At 62.7% G+C, this 16787-nt stretch carries 16 protein-coding genes; 15 read left to right on the top strand and 1 reads right to left on the bottom strand.

Going from position 1 to position 16787, the window contains the following annotated elements; all coding sequences use genetic code 11:
* Positions 1–47: 47 nt before the first annotated feature.
* The 11 genes from ACTJKE_RS05880 to ACTJKE_RS05930 all read left to right on the top strand — a co-directional run bounded on the left by ACTJKE_RS05880 (position 48) and on the right by ACTJKE_RS05930 (position 11807).
* A complete protein-coding gene (locus ACTJKE_RS05880; protein ID WP_058327627.1) occupies positions 48–1484 on the top strand; it encodes a pyridoxal phosphate-dependent decarboxylase family protein in 1437 nt (478 codons plus the stop codon).
* Positions 1481–2350: a fumarylacetoacetate hydrolase family protein gene (locus tag ACTJKE_RS05885; protein ID WP_058327626.1), complete on the top strand. Its 870-nt coding sequence runs from the start codon at positions 1481–1483 to the stop codon at positions 2348–2350. Before ACTJKE_RS05880 ends, ACTJKE_RS05885 begins: the two co-directional genes overlap by 4 nt.
* A 3-nt stretch (positions 2351–2353) precedes the next feature.
* Positions 2354–3157, top strand: a complete 804-nt coding sequence (gene hpaH, locus ACTJKE_RS05890) for a 2-oxo-hept-4-ene-1,7-dioate hydratase (RefSeq protein ID WP_058327625.1) — start codon at positions 2354–2356, stop codon at positions 3155–3157.
* An 8-nt stretch (positions 3158–3165) separates the two neighbouring features.
* Positions 3166–3978, top strand: coding sequence for a 4-hydroxy-2-oxoheptanedioate aldolase (gene hpaI, locus ACTJKE_RS05895; RefSeq protein WP_058327624.1), 813 nt, complete (start codon positions 3166–3168; stop codon positions 3976–3978).
* Between the two features lie 162 nt (positions 3979–4140).
* Positions 4141–5373, top strand: a complete 1233-nt coding sequence (gene pepT, locus ACTJKE_RS05900) for a peptidase T (protein WP_058327623.1) — start codon at positions 4141–4143, stop codon at positions 5371–5373.
* Positions 5374–5445: 72 nt separating this feature from the next.
* A complete protein-coding gene (locus ACTJKE_RS05905) occupies positions 5446–6378 on the top strand; it encodes a helix-turn-helix domain-containing protein (protein ID WP_058327622.1) in 933 nt (310 codons plus the stop codon).
* A 229-nt stretch (positions 6379–6607) separates the two neighbouring features.
* A complete protein-coding gene (locus ACTJKE_RS05910) occupies positions 6608–7885 on the top strand; it encodes an ABC transporter substrate-binding protein (protein ID WP_082663546.1) in 1278 nt (425 codons plus the stop codon).
* Positions 7886–7975: 90 nt separating this feature from the next.
* The gene (locus ACTJKE_RS05915; RefSeq protein WP_058327621.1) at positions 7976–8836 is read left to right on the top strand and encodes a carbohydrate ABC transporter permease; all 861 of its coding nucleotides are present in this window, start codon (positions 7976–7978) and stop codon (positions 8834–8836) included.
* Positions 8836–9657: a carbohydrate ABC transporter permease gene (locus ACTJKE_RS05920; RefSeq protein WP_058322702.1), complete on the top strand. Its 822-nt coding sequence runs from the start codon at positions 8836–8838 to the stop codon at positions 9655–9657. The genes ACTJKE_RS05915 and ACTJKE_RS05920 overlap by 1 nt, the downstream gene beginning before the upstream one ends.
* Positions 9658–9674: 17 nt before the next feature.
* Positions 9675–10721: an NAD(P)-dependent alcohol dehydrogenase gene (locus tag ACTJKE_RS05925; RefSeq protein WP_440691389.1), complete on the top strand. Its 1047-nt coding sequence runs from the start codon at positions 9675–9677 to the stop codon at positions 10719–10721.
* Between the two features lie 3 nt (positions 10722–10724).
* Positions 10725–11807, top strand: coding sequence for an ABC transporter ATP-binding protein (locus tag ACTJKE_RS05930; protein WP_058327619.1), 1083 nt, complete (start codon positions 10725–10727; stop codon positions 11805–11807).
* A gap of 10 nt (positions 11808–11817) precedes the next feature.
* On the opposite strand, the gene ACTJKE_RS05935 is transcribed toward ACTJKE_RS05930, so the two are convergent.
* Positions 11818–12966, bottom strand: a complete 1149-nt coding sequence (locus tag ACTJKE_RS05935) for a hypothetical protein (protein ID WP_058327618.1) — start codon at positions 12964–12966, stop codon at positions 11818–11820.
* Between the two features lie 566 nt (positions 12967–13532).
* On the opposite strand from ACTJKE_RS05935, the gene ACTJKE_RS05940 reads away from it, so the two are divergent.
* From ACTJKE_RS05940 to ACTJKE_RS05955, 4 genes are all read left to right on the top strand, one after another.
* Complete coding sequence (locus tag ACTJKE_RS05940) at positions 13533–13838, top strand: hypothetical protein (protein ID WP_057251244.1); 306 nt, start codon at positions 13533–13535, stop codon at positions 13836–13838.
* A 263-nt stretch (positions 13839–14101) separates the two neighbouring features.
* Positions 14102–14482, top strand: a complete 381-nt coding sequence (locus tag ACTJKE_RS05945) for a hypothetical protein (protein ID WP_057251245.1) — start codon at positions 14102–14104, stop codon at positions 14480–14482.
* Between the two features lie 110 nt (positions 14483–14592).
* Complete coding sequence (locus tag ACTJKE_RS05950; protein WP_058327617.1) at positions 14593–15267, top strand: response regulator transcription factor; 675 nt, start codon at positions 14593–14595, stop codon at positions 15265–15267.
* Positions 15264–16721 (top strand): sensor histidine kinase, encoded by a 1458-nt coding sequence (locus tag ACTJKE_RS05955; protein ID WP_440691391.1) that lies wholly within the window; start codon positions 15264–15266, stop codon positions 16719–16721. Before ACTJKE_RS05950 ends, ACTJKE_RS05955 begins: the two co-directional genes overlap by 4 nt.
* Positions 16722–16787 lie beyond the last annotated feature (66 nt).

A 16787-nucleotide genomic window follows, 5' to 3' on the forward strand; every position in this document is an offset into this window, starting at 1 on the left:
GCAACAGGGATCGGGTAGGGCCAAGAGAGCAGGACGGGAGGAAGCAGATGGATCAGAAGAGTTTCGGCGAATGGTCGCTGAAGGCAGCGCAATGGGGTGCCGACTATCGCGCATCGTTGCGCGACCGGCCGGTGCGGGCCCAGACGGCGCCGGGTGCAATTGCCGCCCAGATACCGTCGCGGCCGCCGCAGACGGGCGAGGACATGCAAGCGATCTTCGAGGACTTCGAGAAGATCATCCTGCCCGGCATGACCCATTGGCAGCATCCGCGCTTCTTCGCCTATTTCCCGGCGAATGCCGCACCGGTCTCGGTCGTCGCCGAATATCTGGTCACCGCCATGGCGGCGCAGTGCATGCTCTGGCAAACCTCGCCGGCGGCGACCGAGCTCGAAACGAAAGTGCTCGACTGGCTGCGACAGGCGATCGGCCTGCCGGAGGGCTTTTCCGGCGTGATCCAGGATTCGGCCTCCTCGGCGACGCTCTCGGCCGTCCTTGTCATGCGCGAGAAGGCGCTCGGCTGGCAGGGCAACAAGAAAGGCCTCCCCGGCCAGAAGCAACTTCGCATCTATTCCTCCGATCAGGTTCACACGTCGATCGACCGGGCGATCTGGGTGTCGGGCATCGGCGAGGAAAATCTCGTACGCATCCCGGCCAAGGGGTCGCGACGCACGATGGATGTGAGCGCGCTGGAAGCAGCCATCCTCAGGGACAAGGCGGCGGGCCTGTTGCCGGCGGGCGTGATCGCCTGCACCGGCGGGACGAGTACGGGCGCCTGCGACGACATCGCCGAGGTGGTGCGGGTGGCGCATGCCCATGGTCTTTACGTCCATGTCGACGCCGCCTGGGCCGGGGCCGCGATGATCTGTGAAGAGTTTCGCGAACTCTGGGCCGGCGTCGAGACGGCGGATTCGATCGTCTTCAACCCGCACAAATGGCTGGGCGCCCAGTTCGACTGCTCGGCGCATTTCATCCGCAGCCCCGATGATCTGGTGAAGACGCTGGCGATCCAGCCGGAATATCTGAAGACCCATGGCCGCGACGGCATCATCAACTATTCGGAATGGACGATCCCGCTTGGCCGGCGCTTCCGGGCGCTGAAACTCTGGTTCCTCTTGCGGTTCCACGGGCTCGCCGGTCTGCAGACGATGATCCGCAATCACGTGCGCTGGTCCGAGCAGCTCGCGGAGCGGCTCGCCGAACACAGGGACTTCGAGATCGTCACTCAACCCATGCTGTCGCTGTTCTCTTTCCGCCATCGCACTACCGGAGATCCGGACGCCCACAACATTGCTCTCGTCAATGCGATCAATGACGATGGCCGCATCTACCTGACGCAAACCCGTGTCGACGGCCACGTTGCGATCCGGTTCCAGGCTGGTCAGTTCGACATGACGGAAAAGGATGCCGACACCGCCTTCCAGGTCATCACCGAAGTCGCCGGTGCGCTGAACAAACATCGGAACGGAACGAAAGCCGCCCTATGACCCACCCCCGACTTGTCACCTTTTCAGCCGGCGAAAGACGGGGCTACGGCCTCGTTTCCGGAAGTGGTTTGATCGATCTTTCCAAGCGATATGCGTCGACCTGGCCGACGTTGCGCGAGGTGATCGAAGCAAGCGCGCTCGTTCGCCTTGCCGACGAGGCAGGCGGGCTGCCGGCAGACATTTCGCTCGATGACATCCGCTTTGAGATCCCGGTGCCGGCGCCGGAAAAAATCATCTGCGTCGGCGTCAACTTCCCCGACCGCAACGAAGAGTACAAAGACGGCCAGGCGGCCCCCTCCAACCCGTCGCTGTTCATCCGCTTCCCGCGCTCGTTTACCGGGCACGGGCAGCCGCTGATCCGCCCGCCGGAAAGCCCGCAGCTCGATTATGAAGGCGAGATCGTCATCGTCATCGGCAAGGGCGGCCGTCGTATTTCGGAGGCGTCAGCACTCGACCACATCGCGGCTCTTTCGCTCTGCAATGAGGGCACGATCCGCGACTGGGTGCGCCACGCCAAGTTCAACGTCACGCAGGGCAAGAACTTCGACCGAACCGGCTCGATCGGCCCCTGGCTGGTGCCCTTCACCGATGAAGCCCAGCTTGCCGATATCAAGCTCGAAACGCGGGTGAACGGCGAGGTGCGGCAGCAGGACCGCACCAGCCGGATGATCTTCTCCTTCCGCAAGATCATCAACTACGTCTCGACCTTCACGACGCTGATTCCCGGTGATGTCATCGTCACCGGCACGCCGACCGGCGCGGGCGCCCGCTTCGACCCGCCGATCTGGCTGAAGCCCGGCGATATTGTCGAGGTCGAGGCCGAAGGCATCGGCACGCTCATCAACCCGATCGCAGACGAGGCCTGACCTATGCTCAACAAGACCGACATCGAGGCAGCGGCTACCGCGCTCGACAGCGCCGAACGAGAGCGTGTCCAGACCGGCCTGCTCTCGCTCAAGCACCCTGAGATGACCATGGATGACGCCTATGCGGTGCAGGCCGCCTGGGTGAAGCATAAGATTGCCGCAGGGCGCCGGGTGATCGGCTGGAAGATCGGCCTCACCTCGAAGGCGATGCAATATGCGCTCAACATCGACATTCCCGATTCCGGCGTGCTGTTCGACGACATGCTATTCGAGGACGGTGCGCGCATCCCCGGCACCCGCTTCATCCAGCCGCGCATCGAGGCCGAGATCGCGTTCGTGATGAAGGCGCCGCTTACCGGCCCCAACGTCACGGTTTTCGACGTGCTGAATGCGACGGATTACGTGACGCCGGCGCTTGAAATCCTCGACACCCGCATCCTGCGCGTCGATCCGCAAACCAAGAAGGCACGCACTATCGTCGATACCATCTCCGATAACGCCGCCAATGCCGGCATCGTGCTCGGCGGCCGGCAGATGCGGCCCGACGCTGTCGACATGCGCTGGATGGGCGCAATCGTCTCGCGCAACGCCGAGGTGGAGGAGACGGGGCTCGGCGCTGGCGTGCTCAACCATCCGGCCCGCGGCATCGCCTGGCTCGCCAATCGTCTCTCGCTTTACGGGGACCGGCTCGAGGCCGGCCAGATCGTGCTTGCCGGCTCCTTCATCCGCCCGGTCGAGGCCCGCCATGGCGATACCATCGTCGCCGATTTCGGACCATCCGGCACGGTCAGCTGCTTCTTCGAATAGGAACGACCATGCCCGCTCCCCGCAATCCGTTCAAACAGGCTCTCGCCGAGAAACGCACGCAGATCGGGCTCTGGCTGGCGCTCGCCAATCCCTATACCGCGGAGGTCTGTGGCGGCGCCGGCTTCGACTGGCTGCTGCTCGATGCCGAGCACGCCCCGAACGACGTGCCGCTTCTGGCGGCACAGCTTCAGGCGCTCGCAGCCTCGCCAAGCCACGCCATCGTCCGGCCGCCGATCGGCGAAACCTGGATGATCAAGCAGATCCTCGATATCGGCGCACAGACGCTGCTGATACCGATGGTCGAAAGCGCCGAACAGGCTCGCGCGCTGATGCGCGCCGTGCGCTATCCGCCCCACGGTGTGCGCGGTGTCGGCGCGGCCCTTGCGCGGGCGTCCGCCTTCAACCGCATCCCGGATTACCTGCAGACGGCCAATGACGAGATCTGCCTGCTGCTGCAGATCGAAAGCCGCGCCGGCCTTGCCGCCCTCGACGAGATCGCCACGATCGATGGCGTCGACGGCATCTTCATCGGCCCGGCCGACCTTGCTGCCGATATGGGTTTCCTCGGCAAGCCCGGCGCGCCGGAAGTACAAGAGGCAGTCGAAGCGGCGCTGCTGCGCATCCAGTCGCGCGGAAAAGCGGCCGGCATTCTCACCTCCGACCAGGCGCTCGCACGCCGCTACCTTGAACTTGGCGCAACCTTCGTCGCGGTCGGTAACGACGTCAGCCTGCTGGTCGCTGCGACATCCAAGCTGGCCGCGGAGTTTAAAGGAACCAAGAACGAGGCAGCACCCGAGGGACAGGCCGGCAAGACGTACTGATGTAGCGCTGCTAATGCGCGTGCTTCAAGAGGCTGATATCCGGCGAGCAGACGTGGCCGTCCTCAAGGATGGGCGGCCACGCACTTTCCCTACTCCCGGTCTGGCCCTCGTCCCGGTCTGGGAGTATAGCGAATCCACGCCCACCAGCATTGGATCCCGCTCATGACCGATACCGTTCTCGACCGCTTCCTCCGTTATGTCGTCATCGACACTCAATCCGACCCGAAGTCGAAGACCCAGCCTTCCACGGAGAAGCAGAAGAACCTCGGCCGCGTGCTCGTCGAGGAATTGCTCGCGATCGGTCTTTCCGACGCGCATCTCGACGAAAACGGTTATGTCTACGCCACCATTCCTTCGAATGTGGACAAGCCTGTGCCGGTCATCTGCTGGTGCTCGCATATGGACACGGCCCCTGACTTCACCGGCACCAACGTCAAACCGCAGATCCTCAGCAATTACCAGGGCGGTGACATCCGGCTAAAGGGCGACCCGCAGCAGGTCATCCGCGTCGCCGATCATCCGGTTCTGAACGACCAGATCGGCAACGACATCGTCACGACAGACGGCACGACGCTGCTCGGCGCCGACGACAAGGCCGGCCTTGCCGAGATCGTCACGGCGGCGCAGATGCTCGTCGACAACCCCGATATCAAGCACGGCACGATCAAGCTGCTGTTCACCACCGACGAGGAGATCGGCCGCGGCGTCGACAAGGTCGACCTTAAAAAGCTCGGTGCCGAATTTGCCTATACCGTCGACGGTGAGACAGCCGGGCATATCGAGGATGAGACCTTTTCCGCCGATGGCGTCGAGATTATCATCCACGGCGTTGCCATCCATCCCGGTTTCGCGAAGGACAAGATGGAGAACGCCATCAAGATCGCCGGCAACATCATTATCCGGCTGCCACGAGACTTGTCTCCCGAAGGCACCGAGGGCCGTGAGGGCTTCGTGCATCCGACCGGTGTGACCGGCTCGATGGACAAGGCGCAGCTTGGCTTCATCGTGCGCGATTTCGACGAGGCTGGGCTGGCCAAGAAGGAGGCGATGCTCGAAGCGATCGTCAGGGACGTCATGACGTCCTATCCCGGTTCGACCTACAGCTTGGAGGTCAAGGAACAGTATCGCAACATGAAGGCCGTGCTCGATCGCCATCCGGCGATCGTCGAGAACGCCGTCGAGGCGATCCGGCGCGCCGGCATGCAGCCGGTGCGCGGCAGCATCCGCGGCGGCACGGACGGCTCGCGGCTGTCGTTCATGGGCCTGCCTTCGGCCAACCTTTTTGCCGGCGGTCACGCCTTCCACTCGCCGCTCGAATGGGTGAGCCGGCAGGACATGGAGCGGAGCGTGAAAACGCTCGTCGAACTGGCGAAGATCTGGGCGGAGCGCGCCTAGGAAAGACCTCTCCAAGGGGAGACGAACGATCGGTACTGTTCCAAGAAGGACCGGGCGAACGAGGACCGGGCAATGAGTACGGCGCGAAGCTCCCGGCGCGCGCCGGCCAAGCCCGCTTCGCTTGCGACCAACCCGCCGACCTTCGAGCACATCGTGACCGGCGTCAACGAGACGTTTCTCTGGCGTCTCGACGATTACCCCTGGGAGCGCAACGTCTGGAATTTCCATCCGGAGATCGAGATCCATCTCATCCGGAAAGCCTCGGGCCTCGCCTTCGTCGGCGATCACATCGGCCAGTTCGGCCCCGGCTACGTCACCGTCATCGGCAGCAATCTTCCGCATGACTGGGTGACGGTCACCGAGCCCGACGAAATCATCCAAGGTCGCGATATCGTCATCCAGTTCCATCCGGATCGCATGCGCGAGATCACCGACGCCTTGCCTGAATTCGCTGAGCTGGAGGCCTTCTTTGCTCGCGCCGAACGCGGCCTGGTGTTTCATGGAGAGACCCGGGCACAAGGCGCCGAACTGATCGAGCGCATGGGCAACCTTCAGGGGTTCTCTCGCTTCTCACTGTTCATCCAGCTGCTCAATCTTCTCGTCAGCACCGAGGAATACGAACTGCTCTCCTCGCCGGAATTCGCGCCGGAGCTCGACCAGCAATCGCTCGACGTGCTCCGCGGCGCTCTGGCCTTCATCTACGAGAACATTGCGACCGATATCCACCTGGCCGATCTCGCCAGGCGCGCCGGCATGAGCGAAACGGCCTTTTCCCGCTTCTTCAAGAAGAACACCGGCAACACCTTCACCGACCACGTCAACAAGCTGCGCATCTGGCAAGCGTGCAAGCTTTTGGCCGAAACCGACATGCCGATCACCGACATCTGCTTCGAAGTCGGCTACCTCAACATCTCCAACTTCAACCGCACCTTCCTGCGGCAGCACAAGATGACGCCGTCAGCTTATCGGCGGCTGACGGGACAGCGCCGTCCCGCACGCCTTTAGGGCCAGCTCCCGAATGTAGACGATGAATCCTTGCGTTTGCTGCGCTGCAAATAGCTTATCATGGGTAGAATCTCGCAAGAAAGTACAGATTGGCCGCATCGAGCGCGCTAGCTCGGTGGATCATTGCGCCTATCATCGTGGGCAGCGAAACGGTTCGCTACCCGGAAGAGTGCGTTGGAACTGAGGAGTTTCCGGCGCGTATCGCAAAGACCTTGGGGAGGTCCTTCACATGAAAAAAACCAAGACGCTCGTTTCGAGCATCGCCTTCGCATGCCTTCTTTCCACCGGCCTGACGAATGTCGCGGTCGCCGCCGAATGCTCGGGCACGATCAAGGTGCTCGCCCAGCCGCGCGACGGCCTGACGCTGCTCGAGGACTACAAGTCCGAATTCGAGAAGCTCTCCGGCGGCGCATCCTTCGAAATCGACTATCTCAACGAAAACGACCGGCGCGCCAAGACAAAGGCCGACGCCTCGACCATCGGCAAGTACAACGTCTACTACATCGACGAGGCCAATGTTGCGCTCTTTGCGTCCGCCGGCTGGGTCGCACCGCTGATGGACTACTATCCTGCGGACTACGACTATGCCGATTTCGATCCCGGCCGGCAGAAGGTCGCGACCTATGACGGCAAGGTCTGGTTTGCGCCGATCACCGGCGGCGGCGACCTCATGGTCTACCGCAAGGACCTGCTCGAAGCGGCCGGCATCGCGCCGCCGAAGACGCTCGACGAATACATCGCCGCGGTGAAGAAGCTCAATCAACCGGACCAGGGCATCTATGGCACGGCACTGCGCGGCCAGCGCGGCTCGGGCGCCAATGTCTGGCGCTGGATGCCATTCTTCAAGGGGTTCGGCGGCAACTGGTTCGACGGCAAGACGCCGGTCTTCGACGACGAACAGGCAGTCAAGGCGACCGAGACCTATCTCGAACTGTTCAAGTACTCGGCACCGGGCAGCCAGACCGGCGGCTGGGACGAGGCAGTCGGCGCCTTCACCTCCGGCCAGGTGGCGATGCTCATCGAATCCACCCCGCTCGTCGGCATGGCGATCGATCCGAAATCCTCGAAGGTGGCGGGCAAGGTCGGCTACCTGCCGCCTCCGGCACCGCTGACGGGCGGCGGCTACGGCCACGGTCTGGCGATCGGCACTAAGGCCAACAAGGACGAGGCCTCCAAGACATGCGCCGGTCTGTTCATCGCGTGGGCGACCTCCAAGGAAAACGAGGCGCGGCGGCTCGAGGCCAATCAGTTCAGCGAGCTCAACCGCACCAGCATCATGACCAGCCCGAAATTCGCCGAGCTCTACGGCCCCGATCTCGGCCAGGCGCTCGCCGACACCGGCAAGGTCACTGCCGTCAATTTCTGGCAGAGCCCGCAATGGCCTGATCTCGGCGACCGTTGGGGCATCATCCTGGAAGAGCTGATCACCGGAACGCGCAGCGACATCAAGGAAGGCCTCGACGAGCTCGACGGCTTTGCCAAGGACCTGGTTGCCCGCAGCCAGTAACACCGTTCCTCCCAGGGTCCATCGGCAGGCAAAAAGCCGCGCCGGTGGACCGCTGCACCATCGGCGCGACAAGCCGTAGGACGTCATGACATGAAGCAGAAAAACAGTCTGCCGGCGGTGTTCCTCACCCCGGCCATGGGGATCCTCGCCGTTCTCGCCCTCGTGCCGACGGCCTATGCGATCTACATCTCCTTCCAGAACCGCGAGCTTAGCCGCCCCGACGGCAGCCTCATTGGCTTCGCCAACTATATCGACCTGCTCTCGGATCGCCGTTTCATCAACGCCATCGGCGTCTCCCTGACCTGGGAAGCGGTGACCGTCGGAATGACGCTATTGATCGCCGTCGGCCTCGGCATCCTTCTGTTCGAATGCGTCTCGCCGCGCACACGCAATCTGCTGGCGCTCTTGTTTCTTGTGCCGGTGATCCTGCCGCGCGTTTCGGCCGCCTTCGTCTGGAAGTTCGCCTTTCATCCGCTCTATGGCATAGCAACCTATCCCTACAAGGCGATCACAGGCCAGCCGCTCGACCTGCTCTCCAATCCGGCAACCGCACTTGCGACCGTCGCGCTCGTCGACGTCTGGCAATGGGGCCTGTTCTTCGCCGTCATCGTGCTGAAGTTGCTGGAGACGCTGCCGCCACAGCCGTTCGAGGCGGCAAGGCTCGACCACGCCCGCACCTGGGAGATCTACGCCTTCATCGCCCTGCCGATGCTGAAGGCGCCACTGATCTCGCTCACCTTCGTCAAGATGATCGAGTCGCTGCGCGCCTTCGACCTGATCTACGTCATGACCCGCGGCGGCCCCGGCATCGCGACTGAGACACTCGACATGTACGCCTTTTCGCAAGGCTTCATCGAGTCCGGCCGCATTTCCTATGCCTCGAGCATGGCCGTGCTGATGATGATCGCCACCTCGATCGCCTTCACCTTCATCTGGAAGAGGGTCCAGTGATGACCGCACATACCCTTGGCCGCCTCATCGGTCGGCTGATCCTCGGCCTTGCCGCCTTCTCCGCCGTCTTTCCGATGTTCTGGACGGCGCTCAACGCCTTCAAGAACCGCGTCGACATCGTCACGCCGACGCCGCTCTTCATCTTCGAGCCGACACTCGACAACTTCGCCTATGTGCTCGGCCGTGAAAGCGTCTTTGCCGGCCTCGTCAACTCGCTGCTGATATCGGGCGCTGCGGTTCTGATCGGTGCCGCGCTCGGCCTACCCGCTGCCTATGCGATCGCGCGTTATCCAAACCGCTGGTCCCGCGACATCCAGTTCTTCGTGCTGTCCCTGCGTTTCCTGCCGCCGGTGGCGATCGCCATTCCGCTGATGGTCATCTGGCTCGACTTCGGGCTTTACGACACGCGTCTGTCGATGATCGTCACCTATTCGCTGCTGACGCTCGCGACCATTATCTGGCTCAGCGTCCCGGCCTTTGCCCGGGTGCCGAAGGAAGTCGAGGAAGCGGCCCGCGTCGATGGCTACGGTCCCTATGCGATCTTCTTCCTGATTGCGCTGCCGATCGCACTCCGCTCGCTAATTGGCGCCGTCGCCTTTGCCTTCGTGCTCGTCTGGAACGAGTTCCTGATCGCACTGATGCTGACGACGTCGGACGCCAAGACGCTGCCGATCGTCGCCTCGGAACTGACCCAGCTCGGCCGTGACGTGCCCTGGGGCATCCTCAACGCCTCCGTCGTGCTGCTCTCCATTCCACCGCTGCTCTTCATCGGGGTCCTAAGCGGCATGCTCAACAGCGCCTTCAAGCGCAAGACACAGTAAAAACAAGGAAATCCTTCATGCAAGCGTTGGTCCTCGAGCAAAAAGGCAAGCTCGCGCTCAGGGAGATCGATCTCCCGCTGGAACTCGGCCCGGATGACGTCAAGATCGCCATCCACACGGTCGGCGTCTGCGGCAGCGATGTGCACTATTACACCCACGGCGCCATCGGCCCCTATGTCGTGCGCGAACCGATGGTGCTCGGCCACGAGGCGGCCGGCACCGTCATCGCGGTCGGCAGCAATGTCGATGGGCTTCAAGTCGGCGACCGCGTCTGCATGGAGCCGGGTGTTCCCGATCTCAGCTCTCGCGCCTCAAAGCTCGGCATCTACAATGTCGACCCCAAGGTGCGTTTCTGGGCGACGCCGCCGGTGCACGGCGTGCTCGCCCCCTTCGTCGTCCATCCCGCAGCCTTCACCTACAAGCTGCCGGATAACGTCTCCTTTGCCGAAGGTGCGATGGTCGAACCTTTCGCCATCGGCATGCAGGCGGCAGCCCGCGCCCGCATCGCGCCCGGCGATATCGCCGCTGTCATCGGCTGCGGTCCGATCGGCATCATGGTGGCGCTTGCAGCCCTTGCCGGTGGCTGCAGCCGCGTCTTCATCTCCGATTTCAGCGCCGAGAAGCTGGCGATCGCCGCCCAATATCCGGGCATCATCCCGGTCAACATCGCTGATCGCGCCTTTGCCGACGTCATCGCCACCGAGACCGGCGGCTGGGGCGCTGACATCGTGTTCGAAGCAAGCGGCAGTGCCAAAGCCTTTTCGGGGATCTTCGATCTCGTTCGACCGGGCGGCGCCATCGTGCTGGTCGGTCTGCCGGTCGAAGCCGTCCAGTTCGACGTGCCGGGCGCGATCTCGAAGGAGGTCCGCATCGAAACGGTGTTCCGCTACGCCAATATCTTCGACCGTGCGCTGCAACTGATCGCATCGGGCAAGGTCGACTTGAAGCCGCTGATCACAGACACGTTCCGGTTCGAAGACAGCATCAAAGCCTTCGAGCGAGCCGCATCAGCCCGGCCGACCGACATCAAGCTGCAGATCCTCATGGACAGCGGGAAGGATTGAGCCATGGCGAACATCGTCTGCTCCAACGTCGACAAGCAATATGGCGCCGTCGACGTCATCAGGGATTTCAACCTCGATGTGGCCGATCACGAGTTCATCGTGTTTCTCGGTCCTTCGGGCTGCGGCAAGTCCACACTTCTGCGCATGATCGCCGGTCTTGAAGACATATCCGGCGGCACCGTGTCGATCGGCGGGCGGACGGTCAACGACCTGCCGCCACGCGACCGCGGCGTCGCCATGGTTTTCCAGAACTACGCGCTCTACCCGCACATGACGATCTATGACAACATCGCCTTCGGACTGAAGCGAATGAAGGTGCCGAAGGCGGAGATCGACACGCGCATCCGTGCTGTGGCTGCGACGCTGGGGCTCGATCCCTATCTTGCGCGCAAGCCGACCGAATTGTCGGGCGGCCAGCAGCAACGTGTCGCCATCGCCCGCGCCATGATCAAAACGCCGCGCGTCTTCCTCTTCGACGAACCGCTTTCCAATCTCGACGCCAAGCTTCGCAACCACATGCGCGTTGAGATCGCACGGCTGCACCAGAAGCTGAAGACCACGACGATCTACGTAACCCACGACCAGCTGGAGGCGATGACGCTTGCCGACCGGATCGTCCTGATGAAGGGCGGCGCGATCGAGCAGATCGGCACACCCGCCGAAATCTACGAGCGCCCGCGCACCCTCTTCGTCGCCGGCTTCATCGGCACGCCGAACATGAACTTCATCGACGTCGCCACCGAGAAGACCGAAGGCGGATGGCTGCTGCGCAGTGCCGGCGGTAACTTCTCGATCTCGGATGGAAAGTTCGCCCTGCGCCATGGCCAACCGCTGGTGCTCGGCATACGGCCGGCGGATCTGAAAATCGCCGAGGCCAGCCCCAATCGCATGTCAGGCATTGCCGATCTCGTCGAGTTTCACGGCAATGACGCGTTGGTGACCTTCCTTTTTGCTGGCAAGGAAATCGGCGCGCTGGTCAAGGCCAGCGCCTGCCCGAAACCGGGCGACGCTGTCACCTTCGCGGTCGAGCCCGAAGGTCTCCACCTCTTCGATCGGGAAAGCGGGATCTCCCTGCTGAAATCCTGAGACGCCTTCGTCAGTTCGGATTTGCAAATGAGGCGGCCGGGAGCGGTCCGGCCGTCATCAGCGTAAAATCGAAGAGCGCGCGGACGTCGGCGTCGAGCACATATTGGCGGTGAACCCGAAGGAAATCGCGCTTGATCCTGCGATAGCGTTCCGGTGAAAGCATGTGCTTTAGCCGTATGAAGACGATCGGCGGCTGGGGCGCATCGTGGTGCCCGGCGAGTGCCACCACCTGGCATCTGTAGAAATTGATCGCATCGGTCAGGCATTGGACATCGAACCAGAAGATGTCCTTCACACGGGCGATCGCGCCGACGCGCGCCCGCAAGACGTCGGCCGAGCGAAGCAATGCGCATTGCAGGATCGCGCCGCCGAGTGTGACAAAGACGACCCGCTTTCCCGCAAACAGGCTCGGCTCCCTTTCCACCAAAGTGCCGATCACCTGAGTGGCGATGCTTGAGCCCATGCTGTGGGAGCTGATGAGGTATTCGTCGGCCGGCTCGCTGAGTGCCGCCCGCACGGACGCCAGGTTATCCTCAACCCACTGCTGGAAATAGGGTTTTTCCAGGCTGGCGACCGCGACGGCCAGCTCCCAATCGGAAAAAAGGTGCAGCGTATGCCACCGGTCCGACCAGGGAAGAAAGAGCCGGAAGAAGGCGACGTAGGCGACGATCGCGCTCAGGACCAGAAGCGAAGACTCCAGCGCAAGCCAATAGGGCGCGGTGCCGATCAGCAGGCTCAAGCCAATGCCGATCGCGACGAGCAGGAACGGAAAAATGAAGAACAGGCCGAAGCGCCAGGCGTGTCGGAAGTAGGAAAATGCGCCGCCTTCCCAGACGACGCGCGCGGCACTCGAATATCCCGCAACCATTCTGCGCAGCGTCGACCGGCCGTTCAGGCTTTTGACGATTTCGTCGTGATCGAAAACATAGACGCGGCTCGACGTTTGCCAGTCGGCACCTTGACTGTCGACATCGAAGTAGCGGCTTTGCCCTTCGGTCTGTACCGGTCCCACCTCGACCTCGAAGTCCTGAAGCTTGGCGGTCTTCACCGCTGATCGCTTGTAGCGCGCCTGGTGCCTGATGGCGTCCAAGGGCTCAAAGCCCGGAAAGTGCAGCACGATACGTTTCGTGACGTGCCCGGAGGGTTTGTCGTATGACAAGTGGATGATCTCTCGAAAGGCGCAAAACGCCCGCCCCTGCCTCCCCATAAAGGAGGCGGAAGCGGGCGCTCGGTGAGCGCCGGGTGGTCCCAGCCTGCGGGAAGAGGTCGACAATCTCGGTGTCGAGAATATGGCCGAATGAAACGATACAACAGTGTTGGCAAGATTTTTTTGACGCAGCCGATCCGAAACGCGACCTTCCGCCGGTACTGCGGAGGCGCTGCCTGAAAACGCCACTATGCTCCAGCCTTTATGGGTTCTTTATGCCCCGCGCCTGACTTCCCAAGCGATTTCCTACCTTGGTTCGAGCTAACAGGAGGCGGCGCAAATGCCGCAGCGAACCCCGATGGCTCCGCCTTCTTAGCGCCGCTTTTCGATGGCTTGAGACGCGCCGTGCCGCCGGGAACATCGCCGGCATGCGGTACGTGTTATCTTTGCAATATGCAGCTTGACTGCAGCGGTGGGTAGACGCCCATCGCGCCCCGCGTGGCAACGACGAGAGAAATGCATAGACGCCTCGGCACCGGTCCTCCCCGGTTCCGGAACGTCTCACGACGAGCAAGACAATGAAATTCACGAACGGGTTCAAGCCCAGCCCCAAGACCAGCCGCCGATTGCCGACGGAATACTTTATTCTGGCGGATATCGCATTTGAGGGCGCCGTGATCGGCTCCCTTGCCGGCAGGCCCATACGGGAAGCGGTAAGGGATGGCAGCGGCCTTTGCTATCGCTTCGTCGGCGTGGCTCCGCGGCTGGCGGGTGGCGGCTTTGACGTGTTGTCGCTTCGCTCCGGCGAGTGGATCGTGGAGCCCGGCCTTGTTTACGCAGCCGATACGGCCACATCAAAGAAAGAAGCGAATCTGGCCGCCTGAGCTGCACCGCCTCGCGGTCAGGAAGCCACCCAGTTCACGGCTCTTTTCCGGCAGGCGTCAAACATCTCCGCGATCTGACGCTGGCTTGTCTGCGGGCCACACGCCGCCCTCCCGCAATGTCCCTGTAATCTTGCCCCTTTAGCAGCGGGTTGTCGCCGCCTCGACCCGAAATAACAATCGGGCATGCGGCAGGTCAAAGCACGACCGCAGGCTTTGTGCGTCCGGGTGGACGCCTGGCAATGCGGGACAAACCGGGATCCGTCATGTTCTTCAGCAAAGGGCGCCGCGCCCTCGCATGTTTTGCCGCTACCGCGCTGCTCCTCGCCGGCTGCGCTTCCGACACCATGAAAACCTATATCGGCCAGCCGGTCGAATCCGTCATCATCGACTACGGTCCGCCGACGAACATTCTTGATCTCAGTTGGAACGAACGGGCCTATCAATGGCGCAAGATCTCGACGAATGTCGTCTCCGGCACATCGAGTGGTGAAATCAAGGACACGCGCCGAGGAATGCGCTACGAGGAATACTCGACGCCGGGCTACGTCGAAGAGCAGGAATGCTTCTATACCTTCTACGCGCGCATGCAGCAGGGCCGCTGGTACATCACCAATTTCCGCCAGCCGAAGCTGGAATGCGAGTGATGGCTTCAACCTCACTGGCGAGGCGGATGGAATTCGTTGTAGGTATTTGAATTTATGTATGTTTTCATTGAGTAACCTACTCGAGAAGACCTGCAATCGGGAGAACTGGCATGCGCATCCTGCTGCTGGAAGACGAGCCGGAGATGGCTTCGGCCCTGAAGGCGGCGCTGGAGCGGCGTCAGGTGATCGTCGATCACGTCTCGACGCTGGCCGATGCCGAAGCCGTCGCCGAGCTCTGGCCCTATGACGTCGTCGTGCTCGATCGCCGTGTGCCGGATGGCGAGGGCCTGGACCTCATTCCGAAGCTGCGCGGCCTCGGTGTCGGCGCGCCCGTATTGATGCTGACGGCTTTGGGGTCGATCAACGACCGCGTCGCCGGGCTCGATGCCGGTGCCGACGACTATCTGTCCAAGCCGTTTGCCGTCGAAGAACTGATGGCCCGGCTGCGGGCACTCGCCCGCCGCCCCGTCTCATTGAAAGCCGAACAGACCAAGGTCGGACGCCTGATCTACGACTTCCATCACCGCGAAGCGGCCGTGGACGACAAGCCGCTCGATCTCCTGCGCAGAGAACGTCTTGCGCTCGAAGCCTTGATGCGTCGACCGGGCCGAACCGTGCTCAGGGCGACATTGGAGGAATCGGTCTACGCCATGGAAGACGAGATCGAGTCCAATGCGCTCGACTCGCATCTGTCGCGCCTGCGCCGGAAGCTCGATGATGTCGGAGCCGGCGTCGAGATCCGGGCCATCCGCAACCTCGGCTATCTCCTGCGCGCAACGACATGACGAAAGCTCGGCCCCGCTCGCTGCAATGGGTGCTCGTGCGCCGCCTCATTCTGCTACAGGCGGCAACGCTGTTTGTCTTTATCGGCCTGCTTTTCGTGGCATTGTTCATCGTCCAGCCGCGCCTCCTCGTCGACAATGAAGCGGCGGTGGATGTTCTCGACCGCGCCGTCGGGCGCGATGCGAGCGGCGCGTTGATGGTCCGTGAGACCGAAGAGCTGCGCGAGCTACGCCAGGCCCACCCCAATCTCTGGTTCATCGTCCGCGACGACGCCGGTCAGGTTCTCCGACAGGGAAACGTTCCTCCTCCCTATGGCGAAAGCGGTGGCGCCCTGCTCCGACGTGTGGAGGGTGCGAAGCTGCTCTTCGATGATGGCGGAACGCTGCCGGACGCGGTCCTCCACAACGCCGAGACAGACGCCGGCCGCGTTCAAATCATCACCTCGACCGTTGCTTCGCGGCGCGACGATGGCCCGCTGGACGTGCAGATCAGCGTCAATGTCGACATGGCACGCGACCTCGACGGCACGACGACCTGGACCGAGGTCGTACCGATGATCGCGCTGCTCATCCTCTGCTTCCTGCTGCCGATCGTTCTGGTCATGGGCGTGACCACATTGGTGACGGCACCGGCCGTCGTTCGGCGTTCCTTGGCGAGCCTCATATCGACCGCTGACCAGGCCGGCCGCATCGATATCGACAATCGCGCGGTTCAGCTCGAAACCGAACAGGTACCGACCGAGATCGCCCCCTTGGTGCGAGCCTTCAACAAGGCGCTGGCGCGGCTCGGCGAGGGATATGATCAGCGCAACCGTTTCCTCACCGACGCGGCGCACGAATTGCGCACCCCGATCGCGATCCTCAGAACCCGTGCCGAACTTCTGCAGGAAGCCCCGGAAAGTGCCCGCCTGAGGCTGGATATCGAGCGTCTGTCCCACCTCGCCCAACAGCTTCTCGACCGGCAGGTGCTCGGGCATGCCGGTGGCGCACGCGAAGTGGTCGATCTTGTTGCCCTTGCGAGAAACACCGCCGCCGACTTTGCGCCGTTGGCGTTCGAAGCAGGCTACGAGCTGGCGTTCGAAACCGAGGTGCCGGAGGCCCGTGTCAGCGCTCGGCCACGCCAGATCGAGCAGGCTGTCGCCAATCTCTTGCGCAACGCCGTCGAACATGGCGGCGGCACCGGCACGATCACCGTGCAGGTCAATGCCGCGGGCGGGTTGGAAATCCAGGACGAGGGCCCCGGAATTCCTGTCGAGGAACGCGAGCGCGTATTCGAGCCTTTCTATCGCTTGCGTCCACGTTCCACCGGCGCCGGTTTGGGGCTCAATCTGGCACGGGAGATCGCCCGTCTGCATGGTGGCCGTGTCGACATCCTTGCCGGCCCGTGGCAGGGGGCCCGCGTCCGCTTGCACTTGCCGCTTCTCGACGGGAGCCGCTTGGCGCATCAATCGGCGTGAACGGATTTAACACCGCCTTTTCTCAAAAGCTTTCGGCTTCCCCCTTATCAAGGCGCCGCCGATGCT

This window comes from Ensifer sp. 22521, assembly GCF_052044795.1.
In the GTDB taxonomy this organism is placed as follows: Bacteria; Pseudomonadota; Alphaproteobacteria; order Rhizobiales; family Rhizobiaceae; genus Ensifer.

Excerpts from the sequence above, each read along its gene's own strand:
- ACTJKE_RS05880 (WP_058327627.1), top strand. The coding sequence starts at position 48 with ATGGATCAGAAGAGTTTCGGCGAATGGTCGCTGAAGGCAGCGCAATGG.
- ACTJKE_RS05885 (WP_058327626.1), top strand. The coding sequence starts at position 1,481 with ATGACCCACCCCCGACTTGTCACCTTTTCAGCCGGCGAAAGACGGGGC.
- hpaH (WP_058327625.1), top strand. The coding sequence starts at position 2,354 with ATGCTCAACAAGACCGACATCGAGGCAGCGGCTACCGCGCTCGACAGC.
- hpaI (WP_058327624.1), top strand. The coding sequence starts at position 3,166 with ATGCCCGCTCCCCGCAATCCGTTCAAACAGGCTCTCGCCGAGAAACGC.
- pepT (WP_058327623.1), top strand. The coding sequence starts at position 4,141 with ATGACCGATACCGTTCTCGACCGCTTCCTCCGTTATGTCGTCATCGAC.
- ACTJKE_RS05905 (WP_058327622.1), top strand. The coding sequence starts at position 5,446 with ATGAGTACGGCGCGAAGCTCCCGGCGCGCGCCGGCCAAGCCCGCTTCG.
- ACTJKE_RS05910 (WP_082663546.1), top strand. The coding sequence starts at position 6,608 with ATGAAAAAAACCAAGACGCTCGTTTCGAGCATCGCCTTCGCATGCCTT.
- ACTJKE_RS05915 (WP_058327621.1), top strand. The coding sequence starts at position 7,976 with ATGAAGCAGAAAAACAGTCTGCCGGCGGTGTTCCTCACCCCGGCCATG.
- ACTJKE_RS05920 (WP_058322702.1), top strand. The coding sequence starts at position 8,836 with ATGACCGCACATACCCTTGGCCGCCTCATCGGTCGGCTGATCCTCGGC.
- ACTJKE_RS05925 (WP_440691389.1), top strand. The coding sequence starts at position 9,675 with ATGCAAGCGTTGGTCCTCGAGCAAAAAGGCAAGCTCGCGCTCAGGGAG.
- ACTJKE_RS05930 (WP_058327619.1), top strand. The coding sequence starts at position 10,725 with ATGGCGAACATCGTCTGCTCCAACGTCGACAAGCAATATGGCGCCGTC.
- ACTJKE_RS05940 (WP_057251244.1), top strand. The coding sequence starts at position 13,533 with ATGAAATTCACGAACGGGTTCAAGCCCAGCCCCAAGACCAGCCGCCGA.
- ACTJKE_RS05945 (WP_057251245.1), top strand. The coding sequence starts at position 14,102 with ATGTTCTTCAGCAAAGGGCGCCGCGCCCTCGCATGTTTTGCCGCTACC.
- ACTJKE_RS05950 (WP_058327617.1), top strand. The coding sequence starts at position 14,593 with ATGCGCATCCTGCTGCTGGAAGACGAGCCGGAGATGGCTTCGGCCCTG.
- ACTJKE_RS05955 (WP_440691391.1), top strand. The coding sequence starts at position 15,264 with ATGACGAAAGCTCGGCCCCGCTCGCTGCAATGGGTGCTCGTGCGCCGC.